The following is a 25,072-nucleotide window of genomic DNA, read 5'->3' as shown; positions in this document are numbered from 1 at the left end:
GTAGGAGCTTGCCTGGCAAGCGAATTGGGCTCGCTTCTCAATAATTCGCTTGCAAGGCAAGCTCCTACAGCGGCCTTGTAGCTACCTTTGATCGTGTTGCGTGCCAGCGAATCGCGGAAGCGGTGAGCAAGAGTAGCACAGATTCCCGGCGCGGCTTATTCCGCGCCGGGCAGATAGGAGGGCGTCAGCAGACGGGAGGGTTCGCGTTCCATGATCACTTTGCCGCCGCGCACCGAGAGCAGCACCTCTCCCTGACGCCGCAGCACCGAATAATCGTCTTCGCCATCGAGGAGAATGAAATTACCCGGCTTACCCATGGCGATGCCGTACCGGTCATGGATGTTCAGGGTTCGCGCGCTGTTGTCGGTGATCAGATCCAACGCCTGGCTGAAATCCTGATAGCCCATCATGTGGCAGATGTGCAGCCCGAAATCCAGCGTTCGCAGCAGGCTGCCGTTACCGAGGGAATACCAGGGGTCGAAAATGGAGTCCTCGCCGAAACACACATTGATGCCCGCCGCGTTCAGTTCTTTCACCCGGGTCAGGCCGCGCCGTTTCGGGTAAGTGTCGAAACGCCCCTGCAAATGCAGGCTCTCGGTGGGACAGGAAATGAAGTTGATGCCGGACTGCTTGAGCAACCGGAACAGCTTGGAGCAATAGGCGTTGTCATAGGAGTGCATGGCGGTGGTGTGGCTGGCGGTGACACGCCCTCCGAGGCCGTTGAACAACGCCTCGCTGGCCAGTACTTCCAGGAAACGGGAATTGGGATCGTCGATCTCGTCGCAGTGAACGTCCACCAGCCGGTCATAACGGATCGCCAGTTCGATGACTTTCTTCATCGAGGCGTTGCCCAGCTCCTGGGTGAACTCGAAATGGGGAATGCCGCCGACCACGTCGGCGCCGATTTCCAGCGCCTGCTCCATGCGCTCCAACCCACCCGGGCTGGACAAAAGCCCCTCCTGGGGAAACGCCACCACCTGCAGGTCGATATAATCCTTCAACTCATCGCGCAATTCGCACAACGCCCGCAGCGCCACCAGGTCCGGATCGGTGGTGTCGGCATGGGTGCGGATATGCTGCACACCCCGTCCCACCAACAGTTCCATGGTGCGTAGCGCGCGCCGGCGCACGTCCTCGTTGCTGAGCATGGGGCGCCGTTCGCCCCAACGCTCGATGCCTTCGAACAGGGTGCCGCTCTGGTTCCAGGCCGGTTCACCGGCGGTGAAGGCCGCGTCCAGATGGATGTGCGGTTCCACCAGAGGCGCACAGGCCAGCCGCCCCTGACCATCCCGCTGCCCCTGTGCCGCCGCCACCGAACCCGGCTGGCGCTCGATGGCGGCGAAGCGCCCCTCCTCGATACGCAAGGTGTACAGATCAGGTTGCTGACGCAGACGGACGTTGACGATTTCCATGATCACTCCAAAAAAGCCGGTTCAAACTCAAGACTGCTCCGGGACGCCATCGGTGGCCGGCAACAGACGGGAAATCAGGGCATGGGCCAGGAAGGCCACCACCACCCCGACCACCGGCGGCAATACGGGCGAACTCCAGGCCGCCAGGGCGCCGAGAGCGTAGGCGCACAGACCCGACCATTGGAAAGCCGGCAGTACCGTGCCGTCCAGAGGTGGGTACTGGCCGCGGAAACGCACCCAGAAGTCGGCCATGATCACCCCACCCAATGGCGGAATGAAAGTTCCCAGCAGGATCAGGAACGGCACCAGCAGATCGTACATGCCAAACACCGCCAGAACCGTGCCGATGGCCGCGCCGGCGATGGTTACCAGCCGGCGCCGGTCGGTGCGCAGCAGATTGCAGCCGGCCACCGAAAAGTTATAGATGGTATTGTCCTGAGTGGTCCAGATGTTCAGAAACAGCATCAACAGCGCCAGCACCACGAACCCCTGGGTGATCATCACATCGACGATATCGGCCTGCTGGTATATCAGCGTGCCCATGGCGCCGACCAGCACCATCAAACCGTTGCCGAGGAAGAACGCCGCCAGGGTGGCGATCACCGCGATACGGCCATTGCGGGCAAAGCGGCTCCAGTTGGTGGCCATGGTGCCACCACTAACAAAAGTGCCAATCACCACGGTGATGGCGGCGGCGAAACCCATGTCACCGCCACCGGCACGGGCGCTCAGTGCCTTGAAACCGCCCACATCGACCACGCCCTGATAGAGGCTGACACCGATGAACAGCAGCATGGCCGGCACCGCGAACCGGGACAGCCAGTCCAGCCCGCGATACCCCACCATGGCGGTGACGCAAAAGCCAAAGCCGAACACCACCATTAACGGCAGCTCCAGCCATTGCGGCAGCGGGGTCATCTTCACCAGCGCAATGGCGATGGTGGCGGTGCCCCAGGCGTACCAGCCGATCTGGGTAAAGCCCAGCAGGCAGTCGGACAGCTTGCTGCCCTTCTCCCCGAAACAATAGCGCCCCATCAGCACGGTGTTCAGTCCGCTGCGGCAGGCGATGTAGGCCAGCGCGGCGGCATAGGCCCCCAGCAGCAGGTTGCCCACCAGGATCACCATGAGCAGATCCGGGAACGAGAACGCGGAACCCAGATTGCCGCCGGCCCACATGGTGGCGGTAAAGAAGGTGAAGCCGAGCAGCACCACCGAGGTGGACAGCAAACCCTTACGCTGGTCCTTGGGAACAGCGCTCAGCGGGTAATCATCGGATGAAGACATGGCAAGCTCCGTGACTATCAGGGAAACACGGAGCCTGGCCGTGCAACCCGCGGGCCAAATCAGTTCGCGGGCCGGCGGCCCAACAGGGGATGCAGGCGATCGGCGACACGGCCGCACTCCACCAGCTCCAGAAATTCATCTCCCAGGCGCCGGCTTTCGTCGATGGCCGTGCGCCAATAGCGTTCACGGCCGGCATCATCATCAAGATAACGCTTGAAGTCGGTGCGGTCCGGCAGCTTGCCATGCGGCAGGCTGGCCAGGTACCGCGGCGACGGCGACACCAATACGGTGCGGGACAAACGCCCGGGGTCCCCATTGCGCCAGCGCAGCGGCTTGTCGAACCAGCCGGGAATCACCCGGTCGGTGAAATGCGGATATAGCACCAGCCCTTCCGTGCGGTACGGCAAGTCCAGATGGTAATCGAGCATGCCGCCATCCCGGTAGACGCCCGGTGGCGCCCCGGGAATATCCCGAACCCCTTCCAGCACCATGGGAATGGCGGCGCTGGCCAGCAGGGCGGCGCGCAGGTTGTCGGCGGTCAGCGGCACATGGTGGGTGGCGAAATCCGCCAATGGAGACAGCGGCAGGCTGTCCTCGCCGCCGTTGTAGACCAGGCCGCGTTCCATGAACGCACCCAGCGCCCGGCGACTCAGCAAATTGCCGCCAATCACTCCGGCCAGGCCAAGCCCCAGAACCAGGCCGCCGTCCCGCGTCATCAGGCCACGGCTGCGGATCACCACCACCACCAACCGATAGTCCGGGTTATCGAGGATGGTGCCGTCCTGCTCATCAAGCAGGTCGGCGAGCATGGCGGCGCAACGGCGGGTGACTTCGTGGGCGGTAATGCCTTTGGGGAAACGCTGGCGGGTATACAGATCCGCCAACCGCGCCAGCGCCTTGGAGCGGGCGGCGCCATCCCTGCCACTGGCCACGGCGGCGAAGCGCCAGCTGCCGATGGAGGCCCCAATCAAGGTGCGCCGGCGCGGTGCCCGCGACAAAAAGTCGCCGAAAATAGCCTGATCCAGACCAGCAATCCCGATCCCCTTGGGCCCGCCGGCGGCACCGGGCAGCACCTCGATGTCTTCCGCGCGCAGCCCATGCTCGCGGATATGCGCGATGGCCTCCTCGCCGGCTCGAAGGGTCAGGGCCGGTTCACGGCTATGGATAGCGGGCACCGTCAACTCCTGGCGTTGGAAAGCTGGGAATACTAATCAGAATGGGGAGGTGGGGCAAAAGCGGGGGAGCGCTATTGGCTTCGTAGTCTCTCCTGTAGGAGCCTGCCCTGCAGGCGAATCTCGACCCTATTCGCCAGCAAGGCTGGCTCCTACAGCTGCCTCTTTCGAGTTTTACGTGCTTGCGTTTAAGCAGTTCGCATCTCGCGATCAGCCGTACAGGCACAGATAAGCGGTATCCACCGCCACTTTCACCTGGAAACGCTGATCAGCGGCCACTTCGAAGGTTTCGCCGGCGGCGTAGGTGCGCCAGTCATCCGCACCCGGCAATTGCACGGTAAGGGCACCGCTGACCACGGTCATGGTTTCATGCTGGCTGGTGCCGAATTCATAGTCGCCCGGGGCCATGACGCCGACGGTGGCGGGCTTATCCTCGGTCTGGAAGGCAATGGACGCCACCTTGGCATCAAAATACTCGTTAACCTTGAACATTGACGGTCTCCACGGAACGGGCTCGGAATAGTATGAAAGGAGCGCGAGTATATACCGGAGCCGGGCGGGCGCCATAGCGGGACCCTGCCCGCGGGCGCCACGGCAAATCCGTCGACAGTGGAGCGAACCGGAATCAGGGATTCCGGTCGTGTTCGTGGCAGTACAGCACCAGTTGACCGTCGTCGGCGTCTTGGTAACTCAGCGGGAAGTTCAGGGGGTCACTGAACGCCAGGATGGCATCGTAGCTGCGGCCACCATTCATGGCGCAGTCCACCCGGGTGATACGGCGCTCCGGGGAAACGCCGTTAACCAGCACCTCCATATTCAGGCGCCCGCTGTTCATGGTCTGGTAACCAGTGACATCACCACGCTGCAGATCCGTCCCGAAAGCACTGTTGTCGCCGTTAACGCGTACATCGATGGAAAACGCATCGGAAAACGTCACCGTATTGATCACCCGGAAGCGCACCGTGCCGCTGGCCACGTCGCTGATTTCCTGGTTCAACAACTGGACTTGAGCGGCGCCCGTGGTGAGGTCACCGTAGGACACCAGGGTGTAACCGGTATCGTTGGCCAGACGCAGGCGCTGCTGGAACAGGGTCGAGCCGTTACCGCTGACGCCGGTCATCTGCACGCTGTTGTCCTGATTGTCGTTGGAGTCATCAATGGTGACTTGCAGGCTCGGCCCCTCGGCTTCACCGGAATAGCCCTGCCCGGTGATGCTTTCATCATCGATGGTCAGGTCCACGGTCAGCGCAGTCTGATCAGCGTTGCCGTTATGCGTGATCTGGTTGTAGTAGTACACCGTGGCGCTGGACCGGAAGCGGCCACCACCATCACCATCCTCGTCCTCGCAACCAGACATGGTCATGGCCATCAAAAAAGGCAGCAGCATGGGCAGCAGCAGGAATTTCATCATTGTCCCTCGTTATCACCGTTGTCGTCCTTATTTCCCCCCGGAATCCGGACTTCGGCTTCCGGCACCGACTCTTCCTCAGTGGACCCGTCCGTGGCGGCCAGGTTCCCGGCCGGCTCCACATTGAACTCCAGAATGAAAATTTGCCAGAACGAAACAAACAGCCCCGCCAGCAAAGGCCCCAGGGCGAACCCGGTAATACCGAACAGGGTCAATCCACCCAGGGTGGAAAACAGTACCAGATAGTCCGGCAGCTTGGTGTCCCGGCCCACCAGCACCGGACGCAGCAGATTATCCACCAGCCCGATGACGAAAACACCGAACAACACCAGGATCAGCGCCTCGGTCACGTCTCCGGTGGCGTACATGTAAAGCGCCACCGGCACCCACACCAGGCTCGCCCCCAGGGCCGGAATCAACGACAGCACCGCCATCACCACCGCCCACAGCACCGCCGCCGGCAGACCCAGGACCCAGAAAATCAGTCCCCCCAGCGCCCCCTGGATCACCGCGATCACCAGGTTGCCCTTCACCGTGGCCCGGGTCACTTCGGCGAATTTGCTGAAGATCATCCGCTCCCGGTCATCGCCCAGCGGCAACGCCCGGATCAACAGGTCCACCAGAGCGGGGCCGTCGCGCAGCAGAAAAAAGGTGAGATACAGCATCAGGCCGAGATTAACGAAGAACTGGAACGTATTCTGCCCCACATCCAGTGCCCGCTTGGCCAGAAACTGGCCGGCGGCTTTCAGACCCGACATCAGTTGCGCGCCAAGATCGGAGAAATCCACCCCCAGACGCTCCAACCAGTAATGGGCGGAGGGGAAGGCCACTTCCAGTTTTTGCAGGTAGCTGGCCGGATCAAATTCGCCCTGTTGCACACGGTCATATACCGCCAGTCCTTCCCGAATGAAGGACGCCGCCACCACCAGCACCGGGATCACCACCACCACGATGCTCAACAGCAGGGTGATCATGGCGGCCAGATTGCGCCGCCCCGGCCAGCGGGCCAACAGGCGCCGCTGCATCGGAAAGAAGATCAGGGCCACCGCGAAGGCCCAGAACACCGGCGCATAAAAAGGGCGCAGCAGCAGCAGAAAGGCCACTGTCACCAGAATCAGAAAAACCAGAAAAGACTGCTGCTCCAGACGCTCACGCATTCCGTTGTCCTCTTTTCACCGCGGATTTCACAGCGGAGTCGGCCCCGGCGTCAAGGCATCATGGTGGTCACCAGATAGCCGGTGTAGGCCACATAAATAACCAGCAACGCCGTGCCTTCCAGACGATTGATTCGCCCCCGCCCACGGAAGCCATACCCAAACACAAACAGCAGCAGGGTCAGACCGGTCATCACCGCCCAATCCCGATAAAGCACCGCCGGTTCCACCACCACCGGATGGATCGCACCGGCGATCCCCACCACCGCCAGGGTATTGAACAGGTTGGAGCCTAGCACATTGCCCAGAGCCAGATCGTGTTCGTTCTTGCGGATTGCCACCAGGCTGGAGGCCAGTTCCGGCAGGGAGGTACCAATGGCCACCACGGTCAGACCGATGATCAGATCACTGACCCCCAGCGCCTGGGAGATTTCCACCGCCCCCCAGACCAACAAACGGGAACTGAGCACCAGAAAGACCAACCCCAGCACCAGCCAGAACAGAGCGCGTCTCTTGCTCATCGGACGGGTGAAGGCTTCCTGGTCCACATCCCCACCCAGAGGGTCGCCTTCTCCCCGCATGCCCTGGTAGATGGACCAGACCATCAGCAACGCGAAGACCAGTAGCAGTATCACCGCATCCATGCGGCTCACCAGGTCGTCATAGATCAGCGCGGCGGACAGCAGGGTGATCACCAGCAGTATCGGCAACTCTTTACGCAGCACCGAGGAATGCACGGCAATCGGGCTGATCGCCGCCACCAGGCCGAGAATCAAAGCAATGTTGGTGATGTTGGAGCCATAGGCGTTACCCAATGCCAATCCCGGATTGCCATCCGCGGCGGCCAGGGCGGACACCACCATTTCCGGCGCCGAGGTGCCAAAACCGATCACCACCATGCCGATCAGCAGGGACGGCATGCCCGCGTAACGGGCGGTGGTGGCGGCACCATCAACAAACCGGTCAGCACTCCAGACAAGAACAATCAGGCCGGCAACCACTGCCGCCACGGCAAGCCACATACACTTTCCTCAATGTTTTTGAAACATTGCGGACCCTCCGTTTATGAAGAGGACCGCTGCTGCCCCGCAATTCGCTGGCACCCTAGAATTCCGGGTCACTACAAGGCCACTGTAGGAGCTTGCCCTGCAAGCGAATGGGCCCGTCTGCCAAGATTCGCTTGCAGGGCAAGCTCCTACAGTGGCTTCGTAGCCCCCGCTCCAGTCGTTACTCCCGCTGGAACAATCGAGCCAGCGCATCGCCGCCGCTTTTTTCCTTCAGCAGCCGCCAATTCTCCGGCACTTGCGGCGCCCCGTCCTGGCGCCGGGATTCGACGTAGATCAACGCCTCCGGCATCAGCAGCTTGAGGTCCTCCAGGGCGCGGCAGGCAGGCTCCGCCAGCCCCAGATCATAGGGCGGGTCAATGAACACCAGGTCAAAACGCTCCGCCGTCCTCGGCAACCATTTCAAAGCGTCGGCGCACTGTACCACCACCCGCTCGCCGAACAAGGGGCGCAATTGACGGGACAGATCGGAGCAGCGCTCCTTTTTTTTCTCCACCAAAATGGCGCGCTCGGCACCACGGCTCAGCGCTTCCGCGCCCAGGGCTCCGGAGCCGGCGAACAGATCTAGCACCCGGGCCCCGGACAACTCCCATTGCAACCAGTTGAATAGGGTCTCGCGCATGCGGTCCCCGGAGGGGCGCAGATCCCCCCCCTGGTCGACGAAGTGCAGGCGGTGGCCACGAAATTCGCCGCCAATGATCCGCACCTGCCCCTTACTGGTTTTTCCCTTGGCTTTCATTGCTTTCGACCGTTTGCGTGGCGGGCAGGGCGGGCGCTTCCGGGCCGATACTGACAATCGCCAGATGGTCTGGATCCACCGCTTTCCGCATTGCCGCCTGGATGTCCGCCACGGTCAGATCCCGCACCTGCTGGTTGAACTGTTGCAGATAGTCCAGAGGCAGATCGTAGAAGCCGATGGCGCCGAGTTGGCCGATGATATCGCTGTTGTCGGCGGTTTCCAGTGCCATGCCGCCAAGAATGTTGTCCTTGGCCATGGCCAGTTCCTCGTCACTGGGCCCTTCGGCGATGAAGCGGCGGATCTGATCCAGGGTCAGGGCGAGCGCATCGCTGGCATTATCGTTGGCGGTTTGTAGTTGCACCGTGAACGGACCGCCAGCGGCCATGGGCTTGAAGTGGCTGGAAATGCCGTACACATAGCCACGCTTTTCACGCACTTCCTGAGTAAGCAGGGAAGCAAAGCCGCCGCCGCCGAGGATGTAATTGCCCACATACAAGGCGACATGATCCGGATCACCACGCCAGGTGGCCTGGTTGCCGAGCAGAATATGGGTCTGGGTGGACGGGAAAGTCAGATGCTCCACCTTACGGGCGGACAGCGCCCTGGCCCGGGGCAACGCCGGCGCCGCGCCACCTTGCGGCAAGGCGTCGCTGAGACGCTGGGCGATCCGCTCCGCCTGGGCGCGGCTGACATCACCGACCAAGGCAATGACAGTATTACCGGCGGTGTAGTAGCGCTGGTGGTACTCCACCAGATCCTGACGCTGAATACGCGGCAGGCTTTCCAAGGTGCCGCCCTCCGCATGCCCGTAGGGATGATTACCGAACAGCAGTTTCTGGTATGCCTTCTGAACCTGCGGGCCCGGCACCTGCCGCGCCATCTTCAGCCCTTGCAGCATCTGGGTGCGAATGCGCTCCAGAGCATCCCGCGGGAAGTCAGGCTGGCCCGCCACCCGCGCCAGAAGAGTCAGGGCCGGGTCCCGCCATTGCGGCTCGGACAGGGTACGCAGGCTGATCACGGCCATGTCCTGGTAACTGCCGGAGGAGAACTGCGCCCCCTTGTCCTCGAAGCCCCGGGCGATGTCATCCACGCTCAACCCCTGGGCACCCTCGCCGATCAGCGCGCTGGTCATGGCCGCCAGCCCCGGCAGATCACCGTCACGGGCGCCGCCGGCGTTCATTACCAGACGCACATCCAGCATGGGCAACGCCTCGCTCTGGACGAACATCACCCGGGCGCCTCCGGAGGTCTGCCAGGACTGGATATCCAGTTCCGGTGCCGCCGGCTCCGCCTGGCGCACCTGTCGCTCAGAGGTGGGAAAACTGGCGCAGCCGGCGAGCAACCACGCGCACATCACACCCAAAATCGCTACTTTCATCGCGCGCATTATTGTTCCTCCGGCTGTGCATTCTCTGGCTGCGTCGTCTCAGGCAGCGCCTTCTCTGGCAAAACAAGGGCGGTGGTGCGACGTTCATCCACCAGCCACCGGCGGGCGGCGTCCCGCACGTCCTCGGCGGTAACCTTGGCGAGATTGGCCTCGAACTCGCCGGCCAGACGCCAATCCAGGCCCAGCGTGGTCAGCATGCCCAGCTCCATGGCCTGGCCCATCACCGAATCCCGCTGATACACCTGGCTGGCGGTAACACTGGCGCGCACCCGTTCCATTTCCTGCGCACTGGGCGGCGTTTCGGCCAGAGCGCGAACCTGATCCAGCAAGGCCTGTTCCAACTGCTCCAGGTTCACGTCCGGATTGGGCGTGGCGGTGAAGGTGAAGGTCCCGCTGCCCCGCTGCAGACCGCTGTAACCGGCGCCGGCGCCGGCGGCCAGACGTTGCCCGCGCACCAGTTCCGTCTCGATGCGGGCACTGAGCCCGCCATCCAGAACTCCGGCCAGCATGGTCAGGGTATAGAACGCTTTCTTGTCCTCGGCGGTGGTCAGCGACGGCACGTTATAGGTCATGTAAAGGGCCGGCACTTTCACCGGCAGGTGCAGGGACAGGCGCCGCTCTCCGGCGGGCGGCTCCAGACTGAGTTTCGGTCGTGGCGGCGTCTCCCCGGCCGGCAGCTTGGCGAAGAAGCGTTCCACCAGCGGCCGCACCTGCTGCTCGGTGACATCCCCGGCAATCACCAGGATGGCGTTGGACGGCACGTAATAGCGCTGGAACCAGCTGCGCGCCTGCTCCGGTTGCAACTGGGCCAGCAAGTCGCGCCAGCCGATGATCGGGTGGGCGTAGCCGGTGCCCGGCCGCGCCACCGCCTGGAATTTCTCCCAGGCCAGAGCGTTGGGGTTATCGTCGGTGCGCTGCCGGCGCTCCTCCATCACCACCTGCAGCTCGCGATGGAATTCCTGGTCGTCGATCTCCAGGTTCTTGAGGCGCTCCGCTTCCAGTTCCAGTGCCAGGGGCAGCCGCGAGGACTCATACTGTTGGAAGTATGCGGTGTAATCGTAACTGGTGAAGGCGTTGTCGCTGCCGCCAAAGCGGGCCACGATCCGTGAGTATTCTCCCGGCCCCAGATGTTTGGTGCCTTTGAACATCATGTGCTCGAGCAGATGGGCCAGCCCGGTTTCATGGGGGGCCTCGTCGATGCTGCCCGCCTTGAACCAGATCATCACGGTGATCACCGGTGCCCGGTGATCCTCGCGCACCAACACGCGCAGACCGTTATCCAGGCTGAATTCGTGGGTCGGCAAGTCCGCCCGGGCCAGGGATGACAGTACCCCCAACACTAACGCTACCACCAGGATTCTCATCAAACGTCCTCTCATGCTCTGATCGGAAATGCCGGACCCGCGCCGTCGGCGCAGCGGCTCCCCCCTTTTTGCCAACGGCCGGTTGGGCACCGGCCGCCATACCGCGTTCACGGTGGCGTCGCATAGGCCATGAACAGGCTCCACGACAGTGGTAGGATACCCGCTCGCCCGCCAACGCGGGCGACGCTTTTTCCGAATCCGCCACCAGGGCGGGTTCTTCCGGCCTCAGCCGGACAACCCGATGGATACGACTGATCATGAACGACGAAGTTTCCCGCGACGACGATAACCCTGCCGAGAAGGAACAAAAGAAAGGCGGTTTCTTCTCGCGCATGTTCCGCCGCGACCGTGAGGAAGCGGCCCCGGCCGAACCCTCCGCGGACGAGACAGAGTCCAGCGAGCCGCCCCCCGCCACCCCTCCGGCGAAGCAGACCGAAGCCGCTCCGGCGCCGGTGGAGCGCGCGGAAAATGAGCAGCCCACGGCCATGCCCGAGCCCCCAGCCGCCGCGCCGGAACCGACCGAAGAAGACAATGCCGGCTTCTGGGCCCGCATGAAGGCGGGCATGAGCAAGACCAGCAAGAACCTGGGCAAGGGCCTGGCGGACCTGCTGGTCGGCGCCAAGGAGATCGACGACGAGATCTTCGAGGAGATCGAGACCCAGCTACTGGTGGCGGACGTTGGCGTGGAAGCCACCGACGTGATTATCCAGGCGCTGACCGAGCGCGTCGGCCGCCAGGAACTGGTGGACGCCGACGCCCTGTACGAGGCGCTGCAGGAAGAACTGCGCAAGCTGCTGGTGCCGGTGGATCAGCCGCTGGCCATCGACGGCGCGCACAAACCCTACGTGATCCTGATGGTGGGCGTGAACGGCGTCGGCAAGACCACCACCATCGGCAAGCTGGCCTGCCGCTTCAAAGCGGAGGGCCGCAGTGTAATGCTGGCCGCCGGCGACACCTTCCGCGCCGCCGCCGTGGAGCAATTGCAGGTATGGGGCGAGCGCAATGATATTCCGGTGGTGGCGCAGCATACCGGCGCCGATTCCGCCAGCGTCATCTATGACGCGGTACAGGCCGCCCAGTCCCGCCAGGCGGATGTGCTGATCGCCGATACCGCCGGCCGCCTGCATACTCGCGGCAACCTGATGGAAGAGCTGTCCAAGGTCACCCGGGTGATGAAGAAGCTGTCCCCGGAAGCGCCTCACGAGGTGCTGTTGGTGCTGGACGCCGGCACCGGCCAGAACGCCATCAACCAGGCCCTGGAATTCCGTGAAACCGCCGGCGTCACCGGCCTGGTGCTGACCAAACTGGATGGCACCGCCAAAGGCGGTATCCTGTTCGCTCTGGCCAAACGCACCGGTCTGCCGATCCGCTTCATCGGTGTCGGTGAACGCCTGGAGGATTTGCGCCCCTTCAACGCCGAGGAATTCGTGCAGGCCCTGTTCGAGGACGTTACCTCCTGATCGAAGCTCCCCAGCACGCTCAACGAGACCAGCATCCATGATCAAATTCGACCGGGTCAGCAAGCGCTACGCCAGTGGCAAGGACGCCCTGCGCAGGGTGTCGTTCGAGTTGCCCGCGGGGCAGCTCACCTTTCTTACCGGCCATTCCGGCGCCGGCAAATCGACCCTGCTCAAGTTGATCATGATGATCGAACGCCCGACCCAGGGGCAGATCTTCATCGGCCGGCAGAATCTGAATGGATTCGGTAACCGCCATATCCCGTTGCTGCGCCGCAAGATCGGCATGGTCCATCAGAACCACCAGTTGCTGTTCGACCGCAGCGTGTTCGACAACGTGGCCCTGCCGCTGGTGATCGCCGGTTTCCCCAAGGCGGATATCGGCAAACGGGTGCGCGCCGCCCTCGACAAGGTGGGCCTGCTCAGCAAGGAGAAGCAGAATCCGATCATGCTTTCCGGCGGCGAACAGCAGCGGGTGGGCATCGCCCGGGCGGTGGTCAACAAGCCGCCGCTGCTGCTGGCCGATGAACCCACCGGTAACCTGGACCCGGCCCTGTCCGCGGAGATCATGGACCTGTTCCACGACTTCGCCCGGGTCGGCGTGGCGGTATTGATCGCCACCCACGACCTGTCGCTGATCGCCCGCTACCGCCACCGCCTGCTGACTCTGCGCGAAGGCAACCTGATTCACGATGGCGTCGAGAGCGCCACCCCGGCCGCGGGAGACTGGTATGGCGCGTAACCCGAAACGCCCCGCCGGCGCCCGCAGCGCCCGCACCTCCCTGGGCGATCACTTCACCGCCTGGCGCCATCATCACCGGGACTCGCTGGCGGATGCCCTGGGGCGCATGCGCGGCACTCCCGGCAGCACCCTGCTCACCATCCTGGTGATCGCCATCGCCCTGGCCCTGCCCACCGGCCTGTCGGTGCTGCTGGACAACGCCCGGGTCATCACCCAGGGCTGGGATGGCCGCGCCCAGCTGTCCGTCTTTCTGAAGATGGATGTCAAAGAGGAGCGGCAACGGGCCCTGGCCAAGGACTGGGCAGAACTGGACGGCGTGGCGGACACCGAAGTGATCACCCGCCAGCAGGCGCTGGATGAATTCCGTGAACAATCCGGTTTCGGTGACGTACTCGAAGCCCTGCCGGACAACCCGCTGCCGCCGCTGATCGTGGTGTTCCCGTCCAACAACGAGCCGGCGGCGCTGGAGGCCCTGCAGCAACGCCTGTCGAAGCTGCCGGAAGTGGATCTGGCGCAGCTGGATGTGGCCTGGGTCCGGCGCCTGCATGCCATCATCGAGCTGGGGCAGCGCCTGATCGGTGTGCTGACCCTGGCCCTGGCCGCCGCCGTGGTGCTGGTGGTGGTGAATACGATACGGCTGGCCATCGAGAGCCGCCGCGAGGAGATCGTGGTGATCAAGATCGTTGGCGGCACCGACGGCTTTGTCCGCCGCCCCTTCCTTTATAGCGGCTTCTGCTGCGGTTTCGCTGGCGGGCTGGGGGCGCTGATCCTGGTCGGCACCGCCCTGTGGTGGCTGGGTGGCCCGGTCAATCAGCTACTGGATCTGTACAAAAGTGAGTATTCGCTCACCGGGATGTCCCCGGCAACCGCGCTGATCCTGCCGCTGTTCAGTGGCGCCCTGGGCCTGCTTGGCGCCTGGCTGGCGGTGAGCCGGCATCTGGGCGAGATCGAGCCGCAGTTCTAGGGAACGGATGTTCGTGGATCGCGGCTCGTGAGCCGCGATTTTTACCTCCCGTTACATCGATTCGTCATCCAATCATGGAATCATTGATCCAGATCGGGGTCCGATGGGGAGAGCGGGATCATTATTGATTCCGACAATGACGGGGAACCAAAACCCCTATTAGCACTCAAAGGGACCGAGTGCTAATATCTTTCCCATCCAAAAGGGAGAAGGGATACATGAACACACAACTGCAACGTGCACAGGCCATGCCGCTGGCGGTACCGGGTCATGACCTGGACGCCTATATCCGCGCGGTCAACGCCGTGCCGGTGCTCAGTGCCGAGGAAGAGCGGGTACTGGCGGAGCGGTTGTACTTTCAGGAAGACCTGGATGCCGCCCGCAATCTGGTACTGGCCCACCTGCGCTTTGTCGTGCATATCGCACGCAGCTACACCGGCTACGGCCTGCCGCTGGGTGATCTGATCCAGGAAGGCAACGTGGGTCTGATGAAGGCGGTGAAACGCTTTGATCCGGCCAAGGGCGTGCGCCTGGTCAGCTTCGCGGTGCATTGGATCAAGGCGGAGATTCACGAATACGTGATCCGTAACTGGCGCATCGTCAAAGTGGCCACCACCAAGGCCCAGCGGAAACTTTTCTTCAACCTGCGTGGTCAGAAGAAACGTCTGGGCCGGTTGACGCCGGAAGAAGCCGCCCGGGTGGCCGATGATCTGGGGGTGACCCCGGAACAGGTGAAGGAAATGGAAGGTCGGCTGGGCGCCTATGACGCCAGCTTCGACGGTCCCATCAATGACGATGAGGACAACACCATTCCGTCACCGGCCGCGTACCTGCACAGCGACAACAGCGACCCCGCTGAGCTGCTCGCCGAGCAGGACGATCAGGACCGGAATTCCCGCAAGCTGGGCTCCGCCCTGCTGGCGCTGGATGATCGCAGCCGCGATATTCTCGAGCGCCGCTGGTTGGCGGACAGCAAGTCCACCCTGCAGGAACTGGCTGATGAGTACGGTGTGTCCGCCGAGCGGATCCGCCAGTTGGAGAACAACGCGATCAAGAAGCTGCGTAACGCCATTGCTGCCTGATCGTGGAGTAATATCGAACTTGTAATGCGCTGATTTTGTTTTTGTTACTTTTGCTTTGTTTGCTTTTTCTGCCTTTTGCACGCCACCTTCGGGTGGCGTTTGCGTTATAATTCCGGCGTTTTTCCGCTACCCGGCGACACTCTCCCGATCACCCACGCATGAGGGATGACTCTCAATGAATGCGTTACTCACTCTCGGCGCGCTCAACGGTGCCCTCGCGGTGATGCTGGGCGCGTTCGGCGCTCACGGTCTCAAGGCGCGGGTCAGCCCCGCCGATCTGGCCATCTGGGAGACCGCCAGCCAATACCATTTCTACCATGCTCTGGCCCTGCTGCTGACCGGCCTGCTGGCCCGTCAATTCTCCGCCGGCGGCGCCGTCACCGCCGGCTGGGTGATGTTTGCCGGCATGGTGGTGTTCAGTGGTAGCCTGTATGTACTGGTGCTCAGCGGCCAACGCTGGCTGGGCGCGATCACACCCCTTGGCGGTGTGGCCCTGATCGTGGGCTGGCTGATGCTGGCCTGGGCTTTATTCCGTTCCGTGGATTGAATGATGACCACCCTGACCGTTAACGGCGAACCCTTTTCCCTTTCCGGCCGCACCGTGGCCGATCTGGTTCAGGCCCTGAATCTGAGCGGGCGGCGACTGGCGGTGGAAGTGAACCGGGATATCGTCCCCAAGAGCGCCCATGCCGATCATGTGCTGAGCGACGGGGATGTCGTGGAAATCGTGCACGCCATTGGGGGCGGGTGAGCCTCCGTCTCACCCTTCTCCTTAACCCACCAATCTCAACCCGAGGCCATCATGTCCGACCTACTCGATATCGCAGGAAAAACCTATTCCTCCCGGCTGCTGATCGGCACCGGCAAGTACAAGGATTTCGAGGAGACCCGATCGGCCATCGAGGAGAGCGGCGCGCAGATCGTCACCGTGGCGATTCGCCGCACCAACATCGGCCAGAACGCCGGCGAGCCCAACCTGCTGGACTTCGTCAGCCCGGACAAATACACCATCCTGCCCAACACCGCCGGCTGCTTTAACGCCGAGGACGCGGTGCGCACCTGCAAGCTGGCCCGGGAACTGCTGGATGGCCACGACCTGGTGAAACTGGAAGTCCTGGGCGATCAGAAAACCCTGTACCCGAACATCACCGACACTCTGAAAGCCGCTCGGGAACTGGTGGACGATGGCTTCAAGGTGATGGTGTACACCAACGACGACCCGATCGTGGCCAAGGAACTGGAGTCCATGGGCTGCGTGGCGGTGATGCCGCTGGGCTCGCTGATCGGTTCCGGCCTCGGCATCCTCAATCCGCACAACATTCGCCTGATCCTGGAAGAGGCGGAAGTGCCGATCATCGTCGATGCCGGGGTGGGCACCGCTTCCGACGCCGCCATCGCCATGGAGCTGGGTTGTGACGGTGTGCTGCTGAACTCCGCCGTGGCCCATGCGAACAAGCCGATCCTGATGGCCTCGGCGATGCGCAAGGCCATCGAAGCCGGCCGCGAATCGTTCCTGGCCGGCCGCATGCCACGCAAGGCCTATGCCGCCGCGTCCTCGCCGCTGGATGGCGTGAGCCGGTAAGTCCAAGTCCATTCGCCAGCAGGGCTGGCTCCTACAAATTGTGCTACGGAGCCTCTGTAGGAGCTTGCCTTGCAAGCGATTCTTTCCCCGGTTCTGCTACAATCGCTGCCCCGTTTCCCGCCAAGACCGGTGCCATGCTCGACTTCATCAACCAGGACAAAGACCCGGTCACCGGCAAGGTGATGCGCAAGGTGCGCAGTTTCGTACTGCGTGAAGGCCGTCTCACCGTTGGCCAGCGCCACGCTCTGGAAACACTGTGGCCGCGTTATGGCCTGGAACGTGCCGGCGGCCGGTTGGAACCGGAAGCGGTGTTTGGCCGCGACGCCCCCCGGGTACTGGAAATCGGCTACGGCATGGGCCATTCCCTCGCCGCCATGGCGGCGGCCGCCCCGGAGCAGGATTTCATTGGCGTGGAAGTGCACCGGCCCGGGGTCGGCGCGCTGCTGATGGAGATCGAGGAACAGCGTCTGAGCAACCTGCGCAGCTACTGCGATGACGCGGTGGACATCCTCACGCTGTGCATCCCCGATCACAGTCTGTCACGGGTGCAGCTCTACTTCCCCGATCCGTGGCACAAGAAGAAGCATCACAAGCGCCGTATCGTTCAGCCGGAATGGGTGGCGCTGGTGCGCGGCAAATTAAAGGAAGGCGGCACGCTGCACATGGCCACCGACTGGGAAAACTACGCGCAGCACATGATGGCGGTAATGAACCCGGCGCCGGGCTTCCGCAATCTCGCCGGCGCCGGCCAGTTCTCCGAACGCCCCGCGTGGCGGCCGGAAACCAAGTTCGAACGCCGCGGCGCGCGGCTCGGGCATGGTGTCTGGGATTTGTTGTTCGAGGCGGTATAAAGAGACTGGTCGGGCACGATCAACCGCTTTTCACCCTCTCCCCCAGCCCCTCTCCCCTCAAGGGAGAGGGGAGACAAGACAAACCTTTCTATTCGGTCCCCTCTCCCTTGAGGGGAAAGGGACAGGGAGAGGGTGAAAGCTACTAGAACCGATATTGCGCACCGATCCCCACGCTGTCATATTCCAGATCATCCACGCCGTTGGCGTCGATCTCGAACTTGTAGCGGTTATAGGCCGCGGTCAGCGCGAGCTGATCGGTCACCAGATACTGCAGCCGCAAGCCGTAGAAGAAGTCACGGGCATCGTCATCATCCTTGAAGCCGTTGTAGCCATCGCTGACTTTCAAGGTGACGTCCACACTCTGTATGCCGAGCGTGCCCCCCAGTGACAACCGTTCCGTCACCGGCATCAGACCGTCCAGGGCGACATAGACCCCGTCTGCTTCCACCTCCATCTTGCCGCTGTAAATCCGGGTTTCGGAGTCACCGAACAGGCGATGCCCGAAACGAGCCTGGAAATACTGATTGAAAGCGACCCCCACATAGAGGTCCGTCCCCCATTCGGCATCAGGCGCACTGGCACGGATGAACGGATCAATACTCTCCACCACCTCATCCAGATTACTCTCGTCACGCATCAGCGAGCCGCCGACCAGCAGGCGCGGATCCTCGGCATGGGCGAGAGGAGACAGCGTTGCCGCGACAGCGCCCTACTCCACCTCCGGTAACTTCCACGACCACAGCGTCCCCAGCACACCCATCGCACCGAGGCTGATCAACGCCCACTCGGTGCCCAGCAGCGACACCGCCGCGCTGATGCCACCGGCCACCAACAGCAGTACGCCAATCACGGTATTGCTGACCGCGGTGTAGTCGGTGCGCTTGACGCCGCCGGCCATGTCCACCAGGTAGGTCTTGCGGCCAATGCGCACGCCAGCATGGGCGATGGCCAGCACGAAGAAGGCGAAAGGATAGAACCAGGCGGCGGCGCCTTCCCCGGCCAGGGCCAGCACCGCCACCAGCAGGCAGGTGGCCGAGGCCAGACCACCACCACGAATCATCACCTTGCGGCTGGAGGTATCGGCCATGAAGCCCCAGACACTGGCGGAGACCGTGCTGGCCAGACTCGATGCCACCAGAAACGCGCCCAGCAGCGCGGCGCCGGAGTTCTGTTTCTGCGCCAGCACCACCAGAAACGGCGAGCCCAGAGCGGACGCCATCAGCAGGGCCCGGGCAATCACGAAGTTGCGGAAAGGCGCATCGCTGATCAGCAAACCGAGGCTGCGCCAGGCATCTCGCAGGGCGTGCCCGCCACCCGCGGTTTCGCCGGCGAATTCATCCACCGAGGCGAATACTCCCGCCGCCAGCAACCACGCCAGGGCCGCCCCCACCAGCAACACCGAATAGAACACCATGCCCGGATCCTGGCCCCCGCGGAACAGCACCACGCCAACCCCCAGGGTCACCAGGCCGGACAGGGTCGCGGCGAGACCGGTAAGACGGCCGCGCCGGGCTTTGGGGATGCATTTGCCCTGCACGTCCTTCATCGCCACCGAGCAGAAACCCCGCCCCAGACTGAACACCACCAGCAAACTAACAATAGCCAGACCGGCGGCCAGCCCCTGCCATTGCCACACCGCCAGCGCCATGCCCAGCACACACACGCCCTGAATCACCGAACCCAGCACCCAGAACCCTTTGCGCACGGGATGCCGGCGCATCCAGGCGCCGATCAGCAACTGCGGAATCAGTGACCCGGATTCGCGGATCGGCACCAAGGCGGCAGTGAGAAATCCCGGCGCCCCCACAGCGCCGATCAACCAGGCGAGAACGGTTTTCGGATTGATCAGCAGATCACCGATCTTGGAAAGCAGATTGGCGACAATGATCTTGAAGAAATTACCCGGCACCTCGCGGCAGGCTGCTTCGCTGATGTCGGTGCAGGTACGCGCGTCCTCGTCGTTGGCGACCAGGGCATAAAGGCGGTCCAGCGTTGCCCGTGTCCCCGCGCCATGAACGTTCCCGTTGCTCATCATGTCCCCTTCTCACCGCATCATGGAGGAAGAATAGCATTTTGCCGGCGGCGTCCCGCCAAAAGACCCACTGTAGGAGCTTGCCCTGCAAGCGAATTCTTTTCGGGTCTTGTGGCCCCAATTCGCTTGCAGGGCAAGCTCCTACAGTGGCTGCGTGGCCCGGCGGAGGAGAACTGCCCCAATACGAGCCCATGGACCACGATACCGGGGTGGCCGCATTGCATGCCTTGGGGGGGGTCGATAGACTTTGCCTCACCTTTGGATGATGACCCGAAATGCCCGAATCGATCCCCCAGGACTCCGTGGGCCTGGTACAGCCCCATACCCTCCATGTGGACCAGCCGCTGGAGTTGGAATGTGGGCGTCAGTTGCCATCCTGCGACCTTGTCTACGAGACCTACGGTAACCTCAATGCCAGCGCCAGCAACGCGGTGTTGATCTGCCATGCCCTGTCCGGCCATCACCACGCCGCGGGCTATCACAGCATGGACGAGAAACGTCCGGGCTGGTGGGACAGCTGCATCGGCCCGGGCAAGCCCATCGACACCAATCGTTTCTTCGTGGTGTGTCTGAACAACCTGGGCGGCTGCCACGGTTCCAGCGGCCCCACCTCCACCAATCCGGAGACCGGTCAGCTTTGGGGCCCGGATTTTCCCATGATGACGGTGAAGGACTGGGTCAAGAGCCAGGCCCGGCTGGCCGACGCCCTCGGGATCGAGCAGTGGGCCGCCGTGGTGGGCGGCAGCCTCGGCGGCATGCAGGCCTTGCAATGGGCGATTGATTTTCCGGACCGGCTGCGCCACGCCGTGGTGATCGCCGCCGCCCCAAAATTGTCGGCTCAGAACATCGCTTTCAACGAGGTGGCCCGCCAGTCCATCCTCACCGACCCGAACTTCCATGGCGGCCGCTATTATCTGCACGACACCTATCCCCGTCAGGGCCTGATCCTGGCGCGCATGGTCGGGCATATCACCTATCTCAGCGACGACGCCATGCGCATGAAGTTCGGCCGCGACTTGCGCTCCGGCCGCTTCCATTTCGGTTTCGATGTGGAATTCCAGGTGGAGTCGTACCTGCGTCACCAGGGCGAAACCTTCTCCCGCAATTTCGACGCCAATACCTATCTGCTGATGACCAAGGCGCTGGATTACTTCGATCCCGCCCGCGAGCAGGGCGGGACCCTGGAACAAGCGCTGGAGCGTACCCGTTGCGGCTTTCTGGTGATGTCCTTCAATTCCGACTGGCGCTTCTCACCAGAGCGCAGCCGCGAAATCGTCAACGCCCTGACCCATGTGGGCCGGGACGTGAGCTACGCGGAGATCGACACGCCCAAGGGGCACGATGCGTTCCTGCTGCCGATCCCGGAGTACGTGAAACTGCTCGGCGCCTACCTGCGCCGGGTGGCCGATGAGGTGGATGCCGATGGCCAATGATGTACAGAGGATCCGCGAGTGGATGCCGGAGCGAAATGATCTGAGCCTGATCAGCGACTGGATTCCGCGCAACGCCTCGGTGCTGGATCTGGGTTGCGGTGACGGCGCGCTGCTGGCGTACCTGAAAGCCAACAAAGGGGTGCGCGGCTACGGCCTGGAGATCGACCAGGACAATCTGGCCGCCTGTTTCGAGAATGGCGTCAACGTGATCGAGCAGGACCTGGATAATGGCCTGGACAACTTCCAGAACGATCGCTTCGATTACGTGGTGATGACCCAGGCCCTGCAGGCGGTGTTGCGCCCGGACCGCATCCTCGCGGAAATGCTGCGGGTGGGCCGCGAGGCGATCATCACCTTCCCCAACTTCGGCCACTGGCGGGTGCGCAGCTATCTCGCCTTCAAAGGCCGCATGCCGGTGTCTTCCGCGCTGCCTTACGAGTGGTACGATACCCCCAACATTCACCTGTGCACGGTGAATGACTTCGAGACGCACTGTCGCAAAAACGACATCCGCATCATTCAGCGGGAAGTGGTCAACCGCGATCACAGCAGCAGCACCCTGCCCCGGCTGCTGCCAAATCTGTTCGGCGAGATCGCCATCTATCGGGTGACCCGGTAACCGCGCACTAGGGCCTGTACGCCCTACTCAAGGAGAGACCATGGCAACTCTGGTTCTGGCTTCCGGCAATCGCAAAAAGCTGGAGGAAATGAACGCCATTCTGGCGCCGCTGGACATGACCATCGTGCCGCAGAGTGATTTCGATGTGCCGGAAGCGGACGAGACCGGCCTGACCTTCGTCGAGAACGCCATTCTCAAGGCCCGCAATGCCGCCCGGCACACCGGCCTGCCGGCCATTGCCGACGACTCCGGCCTGGAAGTGGACGCCCTTAACGGCGCCCCCGGCATCTATTCCGCCCGCTTCTCCGGTGTCGGTGCCAGCGACGCGAAAAACAACGCCTTGCTGGTGGAAATGCTCGGCGACCTGCCCGACGTTCCCCGCACCGCCCGTTACCAGGCGCTGCTGGTGCTGATGCGCCACGCCGAGGACCCGACGCCCTTGGTCTGCCACGGCAGCTGGGAAGGCGAGATCGTCCTGGAACCACGTGGTGAACACGGGTTCGGCTACGATCCGCACTTCCAGATCAGCGGCGACGGCCGCACCGCCGCCGAGATGCCGCCGGAAGAAAAAAACCGCGTCAGCCATCGCGCCCGCGCTCTGCAGCAATTGATCGCGCAACTGCGGGAGCATCCACTGCCGTGACCCCGGAGCGGCCGCCCCTGGCGTTGTACGTGCACGTACCCTGGTGCGTGCGCAAGTGTCCGTATTGCGATTTCAATTCCCATCAGCGCGACACGCTGCCTGAAACCCAATACCTCGACGCCCTGCTGGCGGATCTCGACGCGGACCGGCTCTGGCTGGAGGGTGAGTTGGACCGGCCCGTTGTTTCGATCTTTATCGGCGGCGGCACACCGAGCCTGATGAGCGCCGATTTTTACCGGCGCCTGCTGGATGGCCTACGCCAGCGCCTGCCAATGGCAGACGACGTGGAAATCACCCTGGAGGCCAACCCCGGCACCGTGGAAGCGGGCCGCTTCGAAGGCTTTCGCGAGGCCGGCATCAACCGCCTGTCCATCGGGGTACAGAGCTTTGATCCCGGCCAGCTCGCCGCCCTGGGACGTATTCACGGCCCCGAGGAAGCCCGCCGTGCCGTGGCCCTGGCCCGCGCCGCCGGTTTCGATAATTTCAATCTGGATCTGATGCACGCCCTGCCCGGACAAACGCCGGCGCAGGCGCTGGAGGATCTACAAGCGGCCATCGAGTTATCACCCGCTCATCTGAGTTGGTATGAACTCACCATTGAGCCGAATACCGCCTTCTACCGCGCCCCTCCGACCCAGCCGGATGAGGACACCATGGCCGACATCGAGGAACAGGGGTTTGCCCTGTTGCAGCGCCATGGCTATGAGCGCTATGAAGTTTCCGCCTTCGCCCGGCCGGATCGCCGCTGCCGTCATAATCTCAACTACTGGCGCTTTGGGGACTACCTGGCGATCGGCGCTGGCGCCCACGGCAAACTCACCCGCCGTGACGGACAACGTTTACGCTATCAAAAAACCCGGCAACCGGAAGCCTATCTGCGAGCGCCGGAACAGACACGCCGTAGTGTCAGCGCCATAGAAGATCCTCTGTTCGAAGCGTTGCTGAATGCACTGCGTTTGATCAACGGCGTTCCCTCATGCACATTGAGCCAATACTGCGGCGTGGATCAGGAACGCATCGCGGTTCTGCTGGCCCCCTTGCGTGAGCGCGGTCTGCTACAACCGGATCCGGATCGAATCGTTTGCACCGCTTTGGGATTACGCCACCTCAACACCGTGTTGGCGCTTATTGGAGAATCCCTCTCCGCCTCTTGATGCCTGCCTGATTTCTGGGCACACTCGGGCCTTCTGGACGCCGTGGCCGCCGGGTCTGCCCTCATTATTTTGATTCGGTTTGTCGATTTGCCCTTGCCCCGAGCGACCCAGCCTGGAGAGGAAAAACCAAAACCACAGGGACGCAGCCTTATCCGTTTTCCGGTTTCGCCGGTTCGCCAAATGATTTACAGCCACCGGCAGGTATCAGGGCCGCTGTAGGAGCTTGCCTTGCAAGCGCGAGTGACACTCGACCCAAAAGATTCGCTTGCAAGGCAAGCTCCTACAGCGACTGCGTAGTCCGGTCCGTGGGAAGCGGCCAGGCAACGAACATATCTAAATAAGCAGGTTGCACATCGGGGTTTCGATCATGACAAAACGCATGGTGATTATGCTGGTCTGCGTTGGCGTATTGTTTGGCGCCATCTTTGGCTGGAAGGCTTTCGTCAACCATATGATGACGGGCTTCTTCGACAATATGCCCATGCCAGTGGCGAACGTCTCCACCGCCGAGGCAACCCGGGACGAATGGGCACTGTCACTGGATGCCGTGGGGACCGTGGAAGCGGTCAACGGCGTCGAGGTCACCAGCCAGGTGGGCGGCGAAGTGGCGGCCATCGAGTTCACCTCCGGCGACCAGGTGAAAAAAGGCGACCTTCTGGTGCGGCTGGAATCCCGCGCCGACCAGGCTCAGTTGAAGGCGTTGCAGGCCACGGCACAGTTGGCGGCCCAGGAATACGATCGCTATCAGCGGCTGTTCAAACAAGGTTCGATCTCACAATCCGAGCTGGACAGCCGGCGCGCCCAGCGGGATCAATCCATGGCCCAGGCGGACGCGCAGCGGCAGCAGCTCAGCTACAAGACCATTCGCGCTCCCTTCGACGGGGTCCTGGGGATCCGTCGCGTGGATATCGGCCAGTACCTGCAACCCGGTACTCCGGTGGTCAGCCTGGCGCAACTGGATCCGATCTTTGTCAACTTCGCCCTGCCCGAACAAACGCTGAGCAAAATCGAAACCGGCCTGACCGCCCGCGCTTCGCTGGACGCCTACCCCGATCAGAAGTTCGAGGGCACCATCACCGCCATCGAACCGGGCGTCAACGAGACCACCCGTAACGTCACCATTCAGGCGTCCTTCGAGAACGCGGATCAGCGTATGCGTCCGGGCATGTTCGCCAACGTAACGATCCAGTTGCCGCAATCCGAACCGGTGGTGGTGATCCCCCGCACGGCGGTGGCCTACGCGCCTTACGGCAACGCTGTGTTCGTGATCCAGGACGCGCCGGCGAAGGAAGGCGAACAGACCGAACAGCAAAGTGAGGACGGCGCCGGCAAGATAGTGCGCAAGCGGTTCGTGAAGTTAGGGCGCCAGCGCGGCGACCTGGTGGTGGTGGAATCCGGTCTGGAACCCGGAGAGATCATCGCCACCAGTGGCCTGCTCAAGTTGCGCAATGATGCGCCGGTGGCCATTGAGAATGACGTACAGCCTTCCGCGGAAGCCACGCCCGAGCCGGCGAACAGCTGAGGTCACT

Annotated in this window: 25 protein-coding genes; 13 read left to right on the top strand and 12 right to left on the bottom strand. The window is 62.8% G+C overall.

Annotation, left to right across the window (positions count from 1 at the left end):
- Window positions 1–155: 155 nt before the first annotated feature.
- The 10 genes from codA to B5T_RS01160 all read right to left on the bottom strand — a co-directional run bounded on the left by codA (window position 156) and on the right by B5T_RS01160 (window position 10,984).
- Window positions 156–1,412: a cytosine deaminase gene (gene codA / locus B5T_RS01205; RefSeq protein ID WP_014992612.1), complete on the bottom strand. Its 1,257-nt coding sequence runs from the start codon at window positions 1,410–1,412 to the stop codon at window positions 156–158.
- Between the two features lie 27 nt (window positions 1,413–1,439).
- Complete coding sequence (gene codB / locus B5T_RS01200; protein ID WP_014992611.1) at window positions 1,440–2,696, bottom strand: cytosine permease; 1,257 nt, start codon at window positions 2,694–2,696, stop codon at window positions 1,440–1,442.
- A 59-nt stretch (window positions 2,697–2,755) separates the two neighbouring features.
- The gene (locus tag B5T_RS01195; protein ID WP_014992610.1) at window positions 2,756–3,871 is read right to left on the bottom strand and encodes a hypothetical protein; all 1,116 of its coding nucleotides are present in this window, start codon (window positions 3,869–3,871) and stop codon (window positions 2,756–2,758) included.
- A gap of 207 nt (window positions 3,872–4,078) precedes the next feature.
- Window positions 4,079–4,360 (bottom strand): pyrimidine/purine nucleoside phosphorylase, encoded by a 282-nt coding sequence (gene ppnP / locus B5T_RS01190; protein ID WP_014992609.1) that lies wholly within the window; start codon window positions 4,358–4,360, stop codon window positions 4,079–4,081.
- Between the two features lie 133 nt (window positions 4,361–4,493).
- Complete coding sequence (locus tag B5T_RS01185) at window positions 4,494–5,279, bottom strand: hypothetical protein (protein ID WP_041716644.1); 786 nt, start codon at window positions 5,277–5,279, stop codon at window positions 4,494–4,496.
- Window positions 5,276–6,433 (bottom strand): AI-2E family transporter, encoded by a 1,158-nt coding sequence (locus tag B5T_RS01180; RefSeq protein WP_014992607.1) that lies wholly within the window; start codon window positions 6,431–6,433, stop codon window positions 5,276–5,278. Before B5T_RS01180 ends, B5T_RS01185 begins: the two co-directional genes overlap by 4 nt.
- Before the next feature lie 50 nt (window positions 6,434–6,483).
- Complete coding sequence (locus B5T_RS01175; RefSeq protein ID WP_014992606.1) at window positions 6,484–7,452, bottom strand: calcium/sodium antiporter; 969 nt, start codon at window positions 7,450–7,452, stop codon at window positions 6,484–6,486.
- A gap of 205 nt (window positions 7,453–7,657) precedes the next feature.
- Complete coding sequence (gene rsmD, locus B5T_RS01170; RefSeq protein ID WP_014992605.1) at window positions 7,658–8,233, bottom strand: 16S rRNA (guanine(966)-N(2))-methyltransferase RsmD; 576 nt, start codon at window positions 8,231–8,233, stop codon at window positions 7,658–7,660.
- Complete coding sequence (locus B5T_RS01165; RefSeq protein ID WP_014992604.1) at window positions 8,208–9,620, bottom strand: M16 family metallopeptidase; 1,413 nt, start codon at window positions 9,618–9,620, stop codon at window positions 8,208–8,210. Before B5T_RS01165 ends, rsmD begins: the two co-directional genes overlap by 26 nt.
- The gene (locus B5T_RS01160; RefSeq protein WP_014992603.1) at window positions 9,620–10,984 is read right to left on the bottom strand and encodes a M16 family metallopeptidase; all 1,365 of its coding nucleotides are present in this window, start codon (window positions 10,982–10,984) and stop codon (window positions 9,620–9,622) included. Before B5T_RS01160 ends, B5T_RS01165 begins: the two co-directional genes overlap by 1 nt.
- Before the next feature lie 257 nt (window positions 10,985–11,241).
- On the opposite strand from B5T_RS01160, the gene ftsY reads away from it, so the two are divergent.
- From ftsY to trmB, 8 genes are all read left to right on the top strand, one after another.
- Window positions 11,242–12,444 carry a signal recognition particle-docking protein FtsY gene (ftsY, locus tag B5T_RS01155; protein WP_014992602.1) on the top strand — a complete coding sequence of 401 codons (1,203 nt, stop codon included), beginning with the start codon at window positions 11,242–11,244 and terminating at the stop codon, window positions 12,442–12,444.
- A 37-nt stretch (window positions 12,445–12,481) separates the two neighbouring features.
- On the top strand, window positions 12,482–13,183 hold the full coding sequence (gene ftsE, locus B5T_RS01150) for a cell division ATP-binding protein FtsE (protein ID WP_014992601.1): 702 nt from the start codon (window positions 12,482–12,484) through the stop codon (window positions 13,181–13,183).
- Entirely contained in the window at window positions 13,173–14,147 is a 975-nt protein-coding gene (ftsX, locus tag B5T_RS01145; RefSeq protein WP_014992600.1) for a permease-like cell division protein FtsX, read from the top strand. Before ftsE ends, ftsX begins: the two co-directional genes overlap by 11 nt.
- A 218-nt stretch (window positions 14,148–14,365) precedes the next feature.
- Window positions 14,366–15,229, top strand: a complete 864-nt coding sequence (gene rpoH, locus B5T_RS01140; protein WP_014992599.1) for an RNA polymerase sigma factor RpoH — start codon at window positions 14,366–14,368, stop codon at window positions 15,227–15,229.
- 175 nt (window positions 15,230–15,404) lie between these two features.
- On the top strand, window positions 15,405–15,776 hold the full coding sequence (locus tag B5T_RS01135) for a DUF423 domain-containing protein (RefSeq protein ID WP_014992598.1): 372 nt from the start codon (window positions 15,405–15,407) through the stop codon (window positions 15,774–15,776).
- On the top strand, window positions 15,777–15,980 hold the full coding sequence (gene thiS, locus B5T_RS01130) for a sulfur carrier protein ThiS (RefSeq protein ID WP_014992597.1): 204 nt from the start codon (window positions 15,777–15,779) through the stop codon (window positions 15,978–15,980). It begins immediately after the preceding gene.
- Between the two features lie 51 nt (window positions 15,981–16,031).
- A complete protein-coding gene (locus B5T_RS01125) occupies window positions 16,032–16,811 on the top strand; it encodes a thiazole synthase (RefSeq protein ID WP_014992596.1) in 780 nt (259 codons plus the stop codon).
- Window positions 16,812–16,945: 134 nt separating this feature from the next.
- Window positions 16,946–17,662 (top strand): tRNA (guanosine(46)-N7)-methyltransferase TrmB, encoded by a 717-nt coding sequence (gene trmB, locus B5T_RS01120; protein WP_014992595.1) that lies wholly within the window; start codon window positions 16,946–16,948, stop codon window positions 17,660–17,662.
- A gap of 142 nt (window positions 17,663–17,804) precedes the next feature.
- On the opposite strand, the gene B5T_RS01115 is transcribed toward trmB, so the two are convergent.
- Together B5T_RS01115 and B5T_RS01110 are read right to left on the bottom strand one after the other, a co-directional pair.
- Window positions 17,805–18,353, bottom strand: a complete 549-nt coding sequence (locus tag B5T_RS01115; RefSeq protein WP_081586807.1) for a porin family protein — start codon at window positions 18,351–18,353, stop codon at window positions 17,805–17,807.
- 18 nt (window positions 18,354–18,371) lie between these two features.
- Window positions 18,372–19,697 (bottom strand): MFS transporter, encoded by a 1,326-nt coding sequence (locus B5T_RS01110; protein ID WP_229682968.1) that lies wholly within the window; start codon window positions 19,695–19,697, stop codon window positions 18,372–18,374.
- 272 nt (window positions 19,698–19,969) lie between these two features.
- On the opposite strand from B5T_RS01110, the gene metX reads away from it, so the two are divergent.
- The 5 genes from metX (at window position 19,970) to B5T_RS01085 (ending at window position 25,065) form a co-directional block, all read left to right on the top strand.
- A complete protein-coding gene (gene metX / locus B5T_RS01105) occupies window positions 19,970–21,127 on the top strand; it encodes a homoserine O-succinyltransferase MetX (protein ID WP_041716642.1) in 1,158 nt (385 codons plus the stop codon).
- Window positions 21,117–21,746 carry a methionine biosynthesis protein MetW gene (metW, locus tag B5T_RS01100; protein WP_229682969.1) on the top strand — a complete coding sequence of 210 codons (630 nt, stop codon included), beginning with the start codon at window positions 21,117–21,119 and terminating at the stop codon, window positions 21,744–21,746. The genes metX and metW overlap by 11 nt, the downstream gene beginning before the upstream one ends.
- Window positions 21,747–21,786: 40 nt before the next feature.
- A complete protein-coding gene (gene rdgB, locus B5T_RS01095; protein ID WP_014992589.1) occupies window positions 21,787–22,389 on the top strand; it encodes an RdgB/HAM1 family non-canonical purine NTP pyrophosphatase in 603 nt (200 codons plus the stop codon).
- A complete protein-coding gene (hemW, locus tag B5T_RS01090; protein WP_014992588.1) occupies window positions 22,386–23,543 on the top strand; it encodes a radical SAM family heme chaperone HemW in 1,158 nt (385 codons plus the stop codon). The genes rdgB and hemW overlap by 4 nt, the downstream gene beginning before the upstream one ends.
- A 367-nt stretch (window positions 23,544–23,910) precedes the next feature.
- Window positions 23,911–25,065 (top strand): efflux RND transporter periplasmic adaptor subunit, encoded by a 1,155-nt coding sequence (locus B5T_RS01085; RefSeq protein WP_014992587.1) that lies wholly within the window; start codon window positions 23,911–23,913, stop codon window positions 25,063–25,065.
- Window positions 25,066–25,072 lie beyond the last annotated feature (7 nt).

This window comes from Alloalcanivorax dieselolei B5 (assembly GCF_000300005.1).
GTDB classification, from domain to species: Bacteria; Pseudomonadota; Gammaproteobacteria; order Pseudomonadales; family Alcanivoracaceae; genus Alloalcanivorax; species Alloalcanivorax dieselolei.
This window is presented reverse-complemented; position numbering and strand designations above follow the sequence as displayed.